14 protein-coding genes are annotated in these 13233 nt (G+C 71.0%); 5 read left to right on the forward strand and 9 right to left on the reverse strand.

All coding sequences use genetic code 11. The features are described from left to right. Window positions 1-47 precede the first annotated feature (47 nt). Window positions 48-719 carry a DUF2238 domain-containing protein gene (locus tag OG595_RS02685; RefSeq protein ID WP_329267340.1) on the forward strand — a complete coding sequence of 224 codons (672 nt, stop codon included), beginning with the start codon at window positions 48-50 and terminating at the stop codon, window positions 717-719. Here OG595_RS02685 and OG595_RS02690 read toward each other — a convergent pair. Both OG595_RS02690 and OG595_RS02695 read right to left on the reverse strand, forming a co-directional pair. Next, window positions 704-1204, reverse strand: a complete 501-nt coding sequence (locus tag OG595_RS02690) for a DUF6328 family protein (RefSeq protein ID WP_329267341.1) — start codon at window positions 1202-1204, stop codon at window positions 704-706. The genes OG595_RS02685 and OG595_RS02690 overlap by 16 nt on opposite strands. A 301-nt stretch (window positions 1205-1505) precedes the next feature. Continuing rightward, the gene (locus OG595_RS02695) at window positions 1506-2489 is read right to left on the reverse strand and encodes an aldo/keto reductase (RefSeq protein WP_329267343.1); all 984 of its coding nucleotides are present in this window, start codon (window positions 2487-2489) and stop codon (window positions 1506-1508) included. Window positions 2490-2634: 145 nt separating this feature from the next. Here OG595_RS02695 and OG595_RS02700 point away from each other — a divergent pair, with 145 nt between their 5' ends. Next, window positions 2635-4380 (forward strand): cholesterol oxidase substrate-binding domain-containing protein, encoded by a 1746-nt coding sequence (locus tag OG595_RS02700; protein WP_329267345.1) that lies wholly within the window; start codon window positions 2635-2637, stop codon window positions 4378-4380. A gap of 21 nt (window positions 4381-4401) precedes the next feature. Here the strand turns inward: OG595_RS02700 and OG595_RS02705 are convergent, their stop codons facing one another. From OG595_RS02705 to OG595_RS02725, 5 genes are all read right to left on the reverse strand, one after another. Next, window positions 4402-5010, reverse strand: coding sequence for a TetR/AcrR family transcriptional regulator (locus tag OG595_RS02705; protein WP_329267347.1), 609 nt, complete (start codon window positions 5008-5010; stop codon window positions 4402-4404). Beyond that, window positions 5007-6497, reverse strand: a complete 1491-nt coding sequence (locus OG595_RS02710) for an MFS transporter (RefSeq protein ID WP_329267349.1) — start codon at window positions 6495-6497, stop codon at window positions 5007-5009. The genes OG595_RS02705 and OG595_RS02710 overlap by 4 nt, the downstream gene beginning before the upstream one ends. A 104-nt stretch (window positions 6498-6601) precedes the next feature. Beyond that, the gene (locus OG595_RS02715) at window positions 6602-7837 is read right to left on the reverse strand and encodes an FAD-dependent monooxygenase (RefSeq protein ID WP_329267351.1); all 1236 of its coding nucleotides are present in this window, start codon (window positions 7835-7837) and stop codon (window positions 6602-6604) included. A gap of 109 nt (window positions 7838-7946) precedes the next feature. Beyond that, on the reverse strand, window positions 7947-8660 hold the full coding sequence (locus tag OG595_RS02720) for a ribonuclease H family protein (RefSeq protein WP_329267354.1): 714 nt from the start codon (window positions 8658-8660) through the stop codon (window positions 7947-7949). A gap of 43 nt (window positions 8661-8703) precedes the next feature. Beyond that, complete coding sequence (locus tag OG595_RS02725; RefSeq protein ID WP_329267356.1) at window positions 8704-9504, reverse strand: VOC family protein; 801 nt, start codon at window positions 9502-9504, stop codon at window positions 8704-8706. A 274-nt stretch (window positions 9505-9778) separates the two neighbouring features. Between OG595_RS02725 and OG595_RS02730 the strand changes: the two genes are divergently transcribed. The 3 genes from OG595_RS02730 to OG595_RS02740 all read left to right on the forward strand — a co-directional run bounded on the left by OG595_RS02730 (window position 9779) and on the right by OG595_RS02740 (window position 11923). Further along, entirely contained in the window at window positions 9779-10150 is a 372-nt protein-coding gene (locus tag OG595_RS02730; protein ID WP_329267358.1) for a hypothetical protein, read from the forward strand. 109 nt (window positions 10151-10259) lie between these two features. Then, entirely contained in the window at window positions 10260-10907 is a 648-nt protein-coding gene (locus tag OG595_RS02735) for a DUF3105 domain-containing protein (RefSeq protein ID WP_329267360.1), read from the forward strand. 113 nt (window positions 10908-11020) lie between these two features. Continuing rightward, window positions 11021-11923 (forward strand): aminoglycoside phosphotransferase family protein, encoded by a 903-nt coding sequence (locus OG595_RS02740; RefSeq protein WP_329267362.1) that lies wholly within the window; start codon window positions 11021-11023, stop codon window positions 11921-11923. A gap of 41 nt (window positions 11924-11964) precedes the next feature. Here the strand turns inward: OG595_RS02740 and OG595_RS02745 are convergent, their stop codons facing one another. Together OG595_RS02745 and OG595_RS02750 are read right to left on the reverse strand one after the other, a co-directional pair. Then, complete coding sequence (locus OG595_RS02745) at window positions 11965-12447, reverse strand: VOC family protein (protein ID WP_329267364.1); 483 nt, start codon at window positions 12445-12447, stop codon at window positions 11965-11967. 154 nt (window positions 12448-12601) lie between these two features. Then, a complete protein-coding gene (locus tag OG595_RS02750) occupies window positions 12602-13213 on the reverse strand; it encodes a mycothiol transferase (protein ID WP_329267366.1) in 612 nt (203 codons plus the stop codon). Window positions 13214-13233 lie beyond the last annotated feature (20 nt).

A 13233-nucleotide genomic window follows, 5' to 3' on the forward strand; every position in this document is an offset into this window, starting at 1 on the left:
CCGGAACGCTCCGCCACGATGATGCTCCCACCACAAGGAGCGTTCCGATGCCCGCAGTCGACAACATCCCGCGCACCCTCCCGACGGTCACCGACGCCCCGCGGCGGCACCTTCCGGTGCTGCTCGCCGGGCTGGTGGCCGTCGCGCTCGCCGTCTCGGTGTGGCAGCCGCACGACCTGATGACCTGGTTCCTGGAGACGGTCTGGATCCTGATCGGGCTGCCCGTGCTCGTCCTGACCTGGCGGCGCTTCCCGCTCACGAACCTCCTGTGCTGTCTGCTCGCGCTGCACGCGCTCGTCCTGATGGTCGGCGGCCACTACACCTACGCGCAGGTCCCGCTGGGCGACTGGGCGCGCGACACGTTCGGCCTCGACCGCAACCCGTACGACCGGCTCGGCCACCTCATGCAGGGCTTCGTGCCGGCCCTGCTCGTACGGGAGCTGCTGAGCCGTACGTCGCCGCTGCGCGGCAGCCGCTGGCTCGCGCCACTGACCGTGTGCGCCTGTCTGGCCTTCAGCGCCTTGTTCGAGATGTTCGAATGGGCGGCGGCGGTGATCGGCGGCGCGGCGGCCGACGACTTCCTGGCCACGCAGGGCGACGTGTGGGACACGCAGTGGGACATGTTCTGCGCGCTGATCGGGGCGACCCTCTCGCTGCTCCTGCTGAGCCGCCTCCACGACCGACAGCTCGCGGCGGTTCGCGCTCAGTCCGTCGTGTAGCGGTAACGCGTCCACATCGGGAGCACGAACCAGCAGGCCAGGTACCAGGCGGCGATCCCCGCGACCAGCCAGGGCACGTACCCGTCGTGGGTGGCCACCCTGAGGACCAGCAGGAGCGCGGAGATCATGGTGGCGAACAGCAGTACCAGACCGGCGAAGGTCAGGCGTGAGGCCCAGCGCACCGCCTGGGGTTTCACCTGGCGGCCGGAGACGATCCGGTGCAGGGCGACCGGGCCGATCAGGGCGCCGGTGGCGGCGGCACCCAGGACGACGGTGATGATGTAGATCGTGTGCTCCGTGTCGCCCAGCTGCTCGTACCTCGGAGTGAACACGACGGTCAGCAGGAAGCCGAACAGGATCTGCACACCCGTCTGGGCGACCCGGACCTCCTGGATGAGCTCGCCCCACTTGCGGTCGGCCCGCTCCTCCTCGGTCTCGTCCCGTCCCCGGTCGACCGTGCCGACCTCGCCCTCGGTGTCCGCCATGATTCCTCCCGGCATCCGCGTCCGCACTCAACTGTCCGGATCCGGGTTCCCCGTGGAGCCGGATTCGATCAGTTCACGGCCGTCCGGTTCGGCCGATCGACGATGCGGTTACCCGAGGTGCACCAGTGACCACGTGGAAAGGGAGGTCCGACCATGTCCGGTACGCAGCTCCCCCTCACGGTAAGCGGCGGCAGCAACGCGGACCGGTACGTTCACCACCCGCGACCGGGGCAGTGTCTCCGGCGACCAGGAACAGGAACGGCAGCTGCTCCTGGAGCCGTGACACGCGTACGCCGGTCCGCTACCAGCGGGTCTCCACCTGCGCCTTGATCCGGCGGTCGTAGAGGTCCCGGATCGCGGTGAGCGTCTCCTGCGACAGCGGCGGCAGAGCGGCGGCCGCCGCGTTGGCCCGGGCCTGCTCGGCCGAGCGGGCGCCCGGGATCACCGTGGTCACGCCGGGCTGCTGGAGGATCCAGCGCAGGGCCAGCTGGGCCGGGGTGTATCCCTCCGGGGCCAGGGCGGAGAACTCGGCCGCCGCCTCGACGCCGGTCGCGTAGTCGACACCGGAGAAGGTCTCGCCCTGGTCGAAGGACTCGCCGTGCCGGTTGTAGGTGCGGTGGTCGTTCTCGGGGAACACCGTGTCCTTGGTGTACTTGCCCGACAGCAGGCCCGAGGCGAGCGGGACCCGGGCGATGATCCCGACGCCCGCCTTCTCGGCGGCCGGGAGCACCTCGGCGAGGGGCTTCATACGGAACGCGTTGAGGATGATCTGCACGCTGGTCACGCCCGGGCGGGCGATCGCGGTGAGCGCCTCCTCGCAGGTCTCCACGCTGACGCCGTACCGCGCGATGCGCCCCTCCTCGACCAGGGTGTCCAGGGCGTCGAAGACCTCGTCGGAGGAGTAGACCGGGGTCGGCGGGCAGTGCAGCTGGACCAGGTCGATCCGGTCGACGCCCAGGTTGCGCCGCGAACGGTCGTTCCAGGCGCGGAAGTTGTCGATGACGTAGTTCTCCGGGATCTGGTCGACCCGGCGGCCCATCTTGGTCGCGACCAGTACGTCCAGCTCGGGCCTGCCGCGCAGGAAGGCGGCGATGGTCTGTTCGCTGCGCCCGTCGCCGTACACGTCGGCGGTGTCGAAGAAGGTCACTCCCGACTCGACCGCCGCGTCCAGTACCGCGAGGGCGTCCTTGTCCTCCACGTCGCCCCAGTCCGCGCCCAGCTGCCACGTTCCGAGGCCGATGACCGACGCCCGCTGACCCGACCTACCGATTACACGCTCGTCCATGGCGTCAGTCTGTCATCAGTCCGCAGGTCCGGGCGGCCGGGGCCCACCCGGACCCCGTCAAACCAGCAAGCCTTCACTTCACCCGCACGAGTGAATTGATGAATGAGGCAACTATTCGAGATCCGTCACCCTCTAGCGTGACCGGGTGACTGATCACCTGGCGCGATCCGCTGGTTCCGACACCCCCGAGGACGACAGCTCCGCGTGGACCCGGCGCGGTTTCCTGCTCGGCGCGGCCTCCCTCACCCTGGTGGCGATCGCCGCCGACCCGGCCGTCGCCGCCGCCGAACTTCCCGACTTCCCGGCGGCCGTCACGCCCTACCGCTCCGGCTACCGCAACTGGGTCGGCGAGATCACCGCCGACGGACTGTGGGCCTGCGCGCCGGCCGGCCCCGCCGAGGTGGTCGACGTCGTCAACTGGGCCTGGCGGCACGGCTGGACGGTCCGCGCCAGAGGCTCCGCGCACGGCTGGTCGCCCCTGACGATCACCGCCGGTACGGAGTCCGAAGCGCCCGTGCTGCTCATCGACACCGCTCCCCGTCTCACCGGTCTGGCCCTGGAGTCCACCGGCCCGGCCGCCGTGCGCGCGGGCACCGGAGTCACCCTGGAGGCCCTGCTCACCTACCTGGAACAGCGGGGCCTCGGGGTCACGGCCGCGCCCGCACCCGGTGACCTCACCCTGGGCGGCGCGCTGGCCGTCGACGCACACGGCACCGCCGTACCGGCCGCCGGAGAGACGCGGCTGCCCGGACACACGTACGGCTCGCTCAGCAACCTCGTGCTGTCGCTGACGGCGGTCGTGTGGGACGAGGGCTCCGGCTCCTACGTCCTGCGCACATTCGACCGCGACGAGGCGGACTGCGCGGCGCTCCTCACCCATCTCGGCCGGTCCCTGGTCGTCGAGGTCGTGCTGCGGGTGGGGGCGAACAGCAATCTGCGCTGCGTCAGCCGTACGGACATTCCGGCGGCCGAGCTCTTCGCGGCGCCCGGCACCGATTCCGGTGGGCGGACCTTCGCGAGCTTCCTGGACGAGGCGGGGCGGGTGGAGACGATCTGGTTCGCCTTCACCGAGTTCCCCTGGCTGAAGGTGTGGAGCGTCGCGCCGACCAGGCCGCTGACCTCGCGGCGCGTGACGTCGCCGTACAACTACCCGTTCTCCGACAACGTCCCGACCCTGGTGGCCGACCTCGTCGGGCGGATCCTGTCCGACGGGGCCTGGTATATGGCACCGGTGCTCGGCAACGCGCAGCTGGACGTGGCCGCTCTCGGGCTCGTGACGACCCTGTCGGCGGACATCTGGGGTCCGTCGAAGAACACGCTGCTGTACGTCAGGCCCACGACTCTGCGGGTCACGGCGAACGGCTACGCGGTGCTGACCAGCCGGGCCCAGGTACAGCGCGTCATCGCCGAGTTCACCGCCTTCTACCGGGAACGCCTCGCCGCGTACGCCGCGTCGGGCCGCTTCCCGGTCAACGGAACGGTCGAGATCCGTGCCACCGGACTCGACCGTCCCGGCGACTGCGACTCGGCGGGCGCCCGTGCCCCGCTGCTGTCCGCGCTGCGACCGGTCGACGGGCGTCCCGAGTGGGACACCGCCGTCTGGCTGGACGTGCTGACGCTGCCGGGGACGCCGTACGCGGAGGCGTTCTTCCGCGAACTCGAACAGTTCCTGCTCGCGACCTACGACGGCGGCCACGCGCTGACCAGGGTCGAGTGGTCCAAGGGGTGGGCGTACACGGACACGGCCGGGTGGAGCGACGAGGAGGTCATCGGCACCGCGGTACCGGCCTCCTACGGGGACACCGTGTGGCAGGAGGCGGTCGGCACCCTGGACCGGCTCGACCCGCACGGCGTGTTCGGGAACGCGTTCCTGGACCGGCTGCTGCGCTGAGGAGCGGCGGCCGGCTCTCCGTCAAGGGGTGAGCAGTGCCTGCACATTGGGCGCGTACCGGTCCACGATGTCGTCGATCGTCGCCTCCCTCAGATGCGTTCCGCGGGCGATGCCGTACATGACGCCGAGGCCGAGCAGGGTGGCGACGGCCAGTTCGGCGCGCAGGCCCGGATCGGGGCCGTGGAGGCGGCCGGCTAGGCGGTCGCTCACCTGGGTGCGGAAGTTGGCTCGCATGACGTCGCCCCGGTCGCCCTGGAAGGGGGCGAACACGATCCGCAGGACGGGGTCGGCGCCCCGCTCGGTCTGGCCGGTGAGGAGATGGCGGACCATGTGGCGGCCGAGGTCGTCCAGGGGTGCGTCGAGAAGGGCGTCGGCGTCCTCGTCGAAGGACATGACGCCGGCGAAGAGGGCGTCCTTGTTGCCGAAGTACTTGAGGATCAACGGCGGGCTGACACCGGCGCGTTCGGCGACCGCCTTGAGTGTGATGTCCGCCTGGGCGTAGCGGGCGAGGAGGTGCCGGGCGGCGCGCAGGATGGCGGCCCTGGTCTGCTCGGCGTCCCGGCGCGGGGCGGAGGCAGGGGCCGGCTCGGTGTCCGGGGCGGTCGGCGGTGGTGTGCGCACGCTGCTCATGCTCCCTCCATCGCCTCGTCCCGCGCACCCGGCGTGCGGCCACGGGCGCGCCGGGTGTCCCCGGTGACCGGCTCGCCGGGGATGGCCAGGGCCGCCGTGCAGGCCAGCAGGGCGACGACGCCCGCCATCCCGAAGGCCAACAGGTAGCCGTGCAGGGTGGGCACCGGGATGCCGCCGACCGCACTGGTGTGGCGGACCAGCACGGCGACGACGGCGGCGCTGCACATGGCCTGGCCGATCGTGCGCATCAGGACGTTGACGCCGTTGGCGGAGGCCGTCTGGCCGGGCGGTACGGCCCCCAGGATCAGCATGGGCAGCGCCGAGTACGCGAAGGTGGTGCCCATGCCGACGACGGCGGCGCCCACGATGATCATCCACAGGTCGCGGCTGTCCGCGATGCGCACCACATAGCCGAGCGCCATGACCGCCGTGCCGACGGTCAGGGTGACGCGCGGCCCGTACGCCGCCGAGACGCGGGCCGAGATCGGCGAGAACACCAGCATGACGATGCCCCCGGGCAGCAGGACGAGGCCTGTCTCGACGATGGACAGGCCGAGCCCGTATCCGGTCGCCCCGGGCGCCTGGACCAGTTGGGCCGTCACCAGGGAGTTGGAGTAGAAGGCGAAACCGGTCAGCAGGGCGGCGACATGGGACAGGCCGACCCGGGGCCGGGACACCAGCCGCAGGTCCACCAGGGGCTGCCGGGTGCGCAGTTGGTGCCACCACCACAGGCCGAGCACCGTGACGGCGGCGAGGAACAGCCCCAGGACGCGCGGACTGCCCCACCCCCACTCGCCGCCCTCGACGATGCCGAGGAGCAGACACACCAGCCCGGCGGCCAGTCCCAGCGCGCCCACGACGTCGAACCGTCCCGGTTCCCGGACGGAGGACTCGCGCACCGCCCACCACACCGCCGTCACACCCGTCAGGCCGAGCCCCGCGGTCGCCCAGAACATGACGTGCCAGTTCGCGTACTGGACGATCAGCGCGGCGAGCGGCAGCCCCAGCGCGGCGCCGATCCCGACGGTGGCGCTCATCAGCGCGACCGCGCTTCCCGTGCGCTCCGGCGGGAGTTCGTCGCGCAGGATGCTGATCGAAAGGGGGAAGACGGCGGACGCGGCGCCCTGCAGGGCGCGTGCCGTGATGAGTACTCCGATGTCGGAGGACAGGGCGCACATGACCGAGCCGAGGACCATCAGCCCCAGGGCCCCGATCAGGACCCGCCGTTTGCCGTACATGTCGCCGGCGCGGCCCAGCACCGGGGTGAGAACGGCGCCGGAGAGCAGGGTCGCGGTCACCATCCAGGAGACCGCGCCGGGTGAGGCGCCGGTCAGCCGGGGCAGGTCGGGCAGCAGCGGGACGACCACGGTCTGCATGACCGCCATGAGCATCCCGCCGAACGCCAGCGCCGGAACGGTCATCCGGTCGCGCAGGGGCCGCGGGGCGGACGTCCCGCGTGGGGCGGGTATCGGTACGGGCTGGTCCATCGGCACTCCAGCGGCCGGCCGCTCTGCGCGACAAAAAGGCGGTGAATGGCGATTCACCATAGCGGTGAATCACCATTCACCCAACAGCACCGGCCGTGGCCGGGCTATTTGCCGGAGGCCCCGTCCCCGGTACGGGAGGCCAGCACGCGCGTCTGCGCGGTCCGGGCGAGCTTCGGGCCGAGCCATCGCTTGAACCGGCGCAGCGCTTCGAGGCGCCCCGCCGCCCGGTCGATGCCGTAGTACAGCTGGGGCGGCACATAGGGCAGCAGGGGCGAGTGGCGCTGGCCGAGCAGGGCGAACATCCGGGCCGGGGGCAGCCGGATGTAGCGGGGCAGGTTCTCGTACCACTGGGCGCTGTAGCGGGCCGCGCTCTGGATGGAGAGCAGTTCCGACTTGCGCCGCTCCTCGTAGGCGGTGAGGGCCGCGGGGAGGTCGGGGTGCGTGTGGAGGGCGTCGGCGAGGACGAGGGCGTCCTCCAGGGCAAGAGTGGTGCCGGCGCCGATGGAGTAGTGCGTGGTGTGGGCGGCGTCGCCGAGCAGGACGAGGTTGCCGTGGTGCCAGGAACGGTTGGTGAGGGTGCGGAAGTTCAGCCACTGGGCGGCGCCATCGTCGGCCGAGCGGCCGATCAGGGGGTGGCCGTCCAGCAGGTCTCCGAAGAGCTTCTCCAGCACGGCCAGACCGTCGGCCTCGTTCGCCCGGTCGAGACCGAGCCCGCTCCAGGTCTCGGGGGAGCACTCGACGACGCAGGTGCTGTGGTCCTGGCTGTAGCCGTAGCCGTAGCACCAGATCCAGCCGTGCTCCGTCTCCTTGAAGCCGAAGGTGAAGGCGTCGAACACCTTGGTGGTGCCGAGCCAGATGTACCGGTTGCGGCCGGCCCTCAGGTTGGCGCCGAAGTGTTCGGTGTGCTGTTCGCGCAGCGAGCTGTTGACGCCGTCGGCCGCCACGACGAGGTCGGCGCCGTCCAGAGCGCCGATGTCGGTGATCCCGTGCTCGAACTCCAGCCGTACACCGAGCTGTCGGGCCCGGTCGGCGAGGATGTCGAGGAGCTTGTGGCGGCCGATGCCGAAGCCCTCGTCGCCCGGGTGCCGGGTCGCGCTGTCGCCCACGTGGGCGACCCCGTGGTTCCAGGACACCGAGGCGTCACCGATGGCCCGCGCGGACTCGGGGTCGTGCTCGTGGAGCTTGTCGAGCAGTCCGCGCCAGTAGGTGACGCCCCAGCCGTAGGTCGAGCCCGCCGGGTCACGCTCGTACACGGTGATGTCGTGGGACGGATCCCGCAGCTTCAGCAGGATCGAGAGATACAGGCCGGCGGGCCCGCCTCCGACACAGGCGACCTTCACACACACCCCTAGCGATTACGGAAGGTGGTCAGTTCGCGTCGGAGAGTAGCAGGATGTGGATGCGCCGAAACGCCGTCCGGCATGGGACGGAGGTTGCGGCCCGGTCCGCTCAGACCTCGGCCGTACGGCACTCCGGGTGGCCCCAGCCCTGCGCGTTCTTGGCGATGGTCTCGCCGGCCGCGTAGGCCCGTCCGCAGACGCAGCGGCCGGGGAACTTCGCCTTGAGGGTGCGGCTGGAGTTGCCGCTCCGCGCCTTGGGCGTCTTCGTACCGGACGTCTTCGTGCCGGACGTCTTCGGGGCCGAGGAGCGGTGGGTGTCGGGTGAGGCCGGAGGTTCCGGGGAGCCGAGGTCGCTGCCTGCCGACAGCTGCGCGATCGCGGCCTGGCTGGCGGCACGGTCGGCGAAGTCGTTGAGCTTGTCGCCGTCGACCTGGTGGGCGGGCACGTAGCGGAACTCGACCGAGCGGCCGTCGAGCAGTTCGTCGATACGGACGACGAGTTCCTGGTTGGCGACCGGCTTGCCCGCGGCCGTCTTCCAGCCCTTGCGCTTCCAGGCGGGCAGCCAGGTGGTGACTGCCTTCATGGCGTACTGGGAGTCCATCCGGATCTCCAGCGGCACGTCCGGCGCGATGGCCCTCAACAGTCTTTCCAGCGCGGTGAGTTCGGCGACGTTGTTGGTGGCCCGGCCGAGTGGCCCGGCCTCCCAGCGAGTGGGGCTCTCCGAGCCGTCGGCCACCACCCAGGCCCAGCCCGCCGGTCCCGGATTCCCCTTCGAAGCCCCGTCGCACGCGGCCACCACACGTTCACGCATGCGCTCGATCATGCCATGCGCGCGACGGGCTCCCGGCCCCTGTCGGCCGCCTCCCTCAGCCCACGTCCGCCGACTTGGGCATCTCGCCCGCCGTCGTCGTGACGTCGATGACGGAGAAGTTGGCGCCCTGCGGATCGCTCAGCGCGGCGAACCGGCCGAACGGGCTGTCCATGGGACCGAAGCGCAGCACGGCGCCGAGCTTGGTGGCCGTGGCGACGGCGTCGTCGCAGTTGCCGACGGTGAAGTACACGTTGATGTACGGCGGCACCTCGGGCGGGAAGTCGTCCGTCATCCGCATCCGGCCGAGGACGGTGTCGTCGCCCAGGTTGTACATGCGGAAGTCCATGGCGTCGTCCTGCATCTGCTTGGCCGAGTAGCCGAAGACGGTCTGGAAGAAGGTGTCCGACTTCTCGGTCTCGCGTGTGAAGACCTCGGCCCAGCAGTACGCGCCGGGCTGTTCCGGTCCTGCCTCGAAGCCCTCGTGGACACCGCCCTGCCAGACGCCGAAGGCAACACCGCTGGGGTCGCGGGCCAGGCACATCGTGCCGAACTCGCCCACCTGCATCGGCTCCATCAGCAGTTCGCCGCCGTTGTCGCGGATCTTCGCGGCGGTGGCGGCGGCGTCCGGCGAGGCGAGGTACAGGCACCACGCCGACTGCCCTTCCTGCCCGGGCATCGGCGGGACGACGGCGGCGACCGCCTTGCCGTCGGCGTACGCCTGGGTGTAGTTGCCGTACTCCGACGACGACTCGCCGAAGGTCCAGCCCAGCACCTCACCGTAGAAGCTCTTGGCTCCCTCGACGTCACTGAACATCGCGTCGGCCCAGCAGGGGGTTCCCTCACGTTGCACGGCCATGGCTCCGGCCTCTCCGGTCTCGTCGAACTCGTCGGGTGGTCCGGATCCTCACGCTAGCCAGGCTTGGTCCGGGACGCGCGTCGAGCGGCCCAGGCTGTTACAGACGGCCCCGTAGGGGGCGCGGGGAACTGCGCGACAAGCCACGGCGGACCCGCAGCCAACAAACAACGCACAAGGCACGGCAAAAACGCACCTCTGCGGTCTGATAATTTCATCGACGCTCGTCTCTCCTCGGCCCCCACAACCTCCAGGTGTCCCGATGTCCGCTGCAGGGGTGCGTCGCCCAGCGACGCGGCACGCCAGCAGCGTCCCGCACCTGCTGGGTGTCCTGGTCCTCGTCCTCGCGACGTTCGCGTTCTCCTGCGCGGGCGCCCTGCCCTCGCCGGACACCGGGCCCGCTCGGCCGACGTCGGCGCACGCCGTGCACATCGCCGACCCGGACCCCTGCCAGGAGGGCCCGCACCACGGCTGTCACGCCCCCGGGCACCACGGCGTCCTCAACCACGCACCGCTCATCGGCGCGGACCGGGCCGCCGCGCTGGACCAGACCAGCACCGCCCCCGCCCGGCTGCCGCTCGGCCCGTCGCGGATCCCGGGCGCCGCCCGCCCTCCCGATCTCCACGAACTGCAACTGCTCAGGGTCTAGGCCGTGACCGGGCCCGCGTCTTCCTCGGGCCGATCCGCTCAGCCACGACCATCACCCCAGCTTGCAGTGCCGTGCCCGCGGACGGGCACGGCACGGAGAAGGACATCCCATGGGTACATCCAACGCCAAGGCGAAGACCGCGGCCCGCCGCGCCCACATGGAGGAGCTGCGCAAGGCCGAGCAGGCCCGTGAGCGCCGGATGCGTCTGCTCACCCTCGGCGCGACCGCCGTCATACTCGTCGGCCTGGCCGGCGGCGGCTGGTTCCTCGTCGACTCGGCCCAGGACAAGGAAGCTGCGGAGGCAGCGGCGAAAGCGGCCCCGATATCGGGTGTGAAGAGCTGGTCCAAGCTCACCCAGAACCACGTCTCCGAGCCCGTCACCTACAAGATGAGCCCGCCCGTGGGCGGCGACCACAACCAGGTGTGGGTGAACTGCGACCGGCAGGTCTACACCAAGGTGGTCCCCAACGAGAACGCGGTGCACGCCCTCGAACACGGTGCCGTCTGGATCACCTACAACGACAAGGCGGCCAAGGCGGACGTCGAGACACTCTCCGAGAAGGTGACCAACACGTCGTACACCTTCATGAGCCCGTACGAGGACCAGTCGTCGCCGATCGTGCTGAGCGCCTGGGAGCACCAGCTCAAGGTGGACAAGGCGTCGGACCCGCGGGTCGCCGAGTTCCTCAACAAGTACGTCCAGGGCGAGCAGACGCCCGAGCCCGGTGCCGCGTGCACCAACGGGATGACGCCGTGAACTGAGCGTCGGCGGCGGGGCCTTCGCGCCGGACGGCCCCGCGCCGGCGCCCGCGTTTCCGTTCCGTCGAAAATCGGTGGACCGCGGGCCCGGCGGCGGCTGGGATGGTCGGCATGTGTGCCCTGAAGATGCATGCGGACGAGGTGGAGATCGATGCCTCCCTGGTCCGGCGCCTGATCGCCCGGCAGTTCCCCGAGTGGGCCGGGCTGCCGGTCGAGCGGCTGGAGTCCGCCGGGACCGAGAACGCCATGTTCCGGCTCGGCGGGGACCTGGTGGTCCGGCTGCCGAGGCATCCCGGAGCGGTGGGCAGCATCGAGCACGAGCAGCGCTGGCTGTCCCTGCTGGGGCCGCGGCTGCCGGTCGCCGTACCCGAGCCGCTCGGCCGGGGCGGCGCCGACGACGGGTTCCCGTGGCCGTGGTCCGTGTACGGCTGGCTGGACGGCCGGAATCCCGCGGTCGACGCCCTGGAGGCTCCCGGCACACTGGCCGGGGAACTCGCCGGCTTCGTCCGCGCGCTGCGCCGCGTCGAGGCCGCGAACGGCCCGTCCCACTACCGGGCCGTTCCCCTGTCGGCGCGGGACACGGCCACGCGCGCGGCCCTCGCCCGGTTGGGAGGGACCGTGGACACCGAGGCGGTGACGGCCCTGTGGGAGGACGCCCTACGGGCTCCCGAGCACACCGGACCGCCGGTCTGGGCACACGCGGACCTCTCACCGGGCAACGTACTGGTCGCCGAGGGGCGGCTGAGTGCCGTGATCGACTTCGGCTGTACCGGGGTCGGCGATCCGGCCGTCGATCTGATCGTGGCCTGGAACCTGCTGCCCGCCGGCGTCCGTGACATCTTCCGCGAGGCGGTCGGCGCCGACGACGCCGAGTGGGCGCGCGGGCGCGGCTGGGCGCTGTCGATCTCGCTGATCCAGCTGCCGTACTACCGGGACACGAATCCGGTGCTCGCGGCGAACTCCCGCCACGTGATCAGGGAGCTCCTGGCCGAGCACGGCGACCGGCGGGCCTGAGCCGCCCGGGGCGGGGGCGGCTCGGCACCGGCCGGGTCCGCCTACTCCCCCGCGTACGCCTGCTTCAGGGCCGCGATGTCCAGCTTGCCCATCGCGTACATGGCCTTGGTGGTGCGGACGGCCTTCTCCGGGTCCGGGTCGCTGATCATCTCGATCAGGCCGTCCGGGATGACCTGCCAGGACAGTCCGTACTTGTCCTTGAGCCATCCGCAGGGGCCGCCCTCGCCGCCACCCTCGGTGAGCTTCGCCCAGTAGTGGTCGACCTCCTGCTGGTCGGCGCAGAAGATCTGGAAGGAGACGGCCTCGCTGAACTTGAACTGCGGGCCGCCGTTCAGGGCGACGAACTTCTGGCCGTTGGCCACGAAGTCGACGGCCAGGACGCCGCCGGCGGGCGCGGGGCCGGCCTCGTTGTAGTAGCCGGTCCTGCCGAGGGACGAGTTCTTGAAGACCGAGACGTAGAAGTGGGCGGCTTCCTCGGCCTGGCCGTCGAACCAGAGACACGTGGTGAATCCGTCGGTGGTCATGGGACACCTCCTGGAGCGGGAACGCTGTCACCTCTTTCGACCGATCCTGGTGCGGAAACTCATCGGTGGCGCGACGAGTTGTTCCCCTGCCCCCTCTCGGCGGCGACGCCGCGTCTCACCGGCCGGTCGGTGAACCGACGAACCGGTCAGCCGGTCACTGGCCCACCCGGCCGTCGATGCACTCGCGCAGGAGGTCGGCGTGGCCGCAGTGCCGCGCGTACTCGTTGACGTGCGCCGCCAGGACGTCACGGAGCTGCAGCTGCCCGCCGTGCTCGGCGCCCAGGTCGGAGAAGCCGGCGTTCGTGGTGCCGAGGTCGGCGACGCCCGCGACGAAACGGTCGGTGAGTTCCGTCTCCGTCCGCCACTGCTTCCAGGCGGCCTCCACGACCGCCGGGTCGGCGACCGCGCCGTTCCAGTCGCCGTCGCGGTCGTCGTCGGTGCGGTACAGCTTGGGGACGTCCTCATTGGCCATCACCCGGCGAAAGTGCCGTTCGTCCTCGGTGAGGTGGCGAATCAGTCCGAGCAGGGACATCGTGGACGGCGGTACCGAGCGCCGGGCCATCTGTTCGGCGTCGAGACCGGCGCACTTCATTTCGACGGTCAGCCGGTAGTGGCGCAGGCCCTCGACCAGCGTGCCGCGTTCGTCGACGATCTCGGTGTCCGTCTCGCGCGGGTCGTCGTCCGGGTCGACCCACATGTCGTCGTAGACGGTCGCGACCGTCCAGCGGGTCGCCGTTGCTTCGGGGTCGTGCGCGCGCGAATCCATGCGGGCATGGTCGCGCGCGT

Source organism: Streptomyces sp. NBC_01451 (assembly GCF_036227485.1).
Lineage (GTDB): Bacteria > Actinomycetota > Actinomycetes > Streptomycetales > Streptomycetaceae > Streptomyces.

Coding starts and splice junctions, on each gene's coding strand:
- OG595_RS02685 (WP_329267340.1), top strand. CDS start 48: ATGCCCGCAGTCGACAACATCCCGCGCACCCTCCCGACGGTCACCGAC.
- OG595_RS02690 (WP_329267341.1), bottom strand. CDS start 1,204: ATGGCGGACACCGAGGGCGAGGTCGGCACGGTCGACCGGGGACGGGAC.
- OG595_RS02695 (WP_329267343.1), bottom strand. CDS start 2,489: ATGGACGAGCGTGTAATCGGTAGGTCGGGTCAGCGGGCGTCGGTCATC.
- OG595_RS02705 (WP_329267347.1), bottom strand. CDS start 5,010: ATGAGCAGCGTGCGCACACCACCGCCGACCGCCCCGGACACCGAGCCG.
- OG595_RS02710 (WP_329267349.1), bottom strand. CDS start 6,497: ATGGACCAGCCCGTACCGATACCCGCCCCACGCGGGACGTCCGCCCCG.
- OG595_RS02720 (WP_329267354.1), bottom strand. CDS start 8,660: ATGATCGAGCGCATGCGTGAACGTGTGGTGGCCGCGTGCGACGGGGCT.
- OG595_RS02725 (WP_329267356.1), bottom strand. CDS start 9,504: ATGGCCGTGCAACGTGAGGGAACCCCCTGCTGGGCCGACGCGATGTTC.
- OG595_RS02735 (WP_329267360.1), top strand. CDS start 10,260: ATGGGTACATCCAACGCCAAGGCGAAGACCGCGGCCCGCCGCGCCCAC.
- OG595_RS02740 (WP_329267362.1), top strand. CDS start 11,021: ATGTGTGCCCTGAAGATGCATGCGGACGAGGTGGAGATCGATGCCTCC.
- OG595_RS02745 (WP_329267364.1), bottom strand. CDS start 12,447: ATGACCACCGACGGATTCACCACGTGTCTCTGGTTCGACGGCCAGGCC.
- OG595_RS02750 (WP_329267366.1), bottom strand. CDS start 13,213: ATGGATTCGCGCGCGCACGACCCCGAAGCAACGGCGACCCGCTGGACG.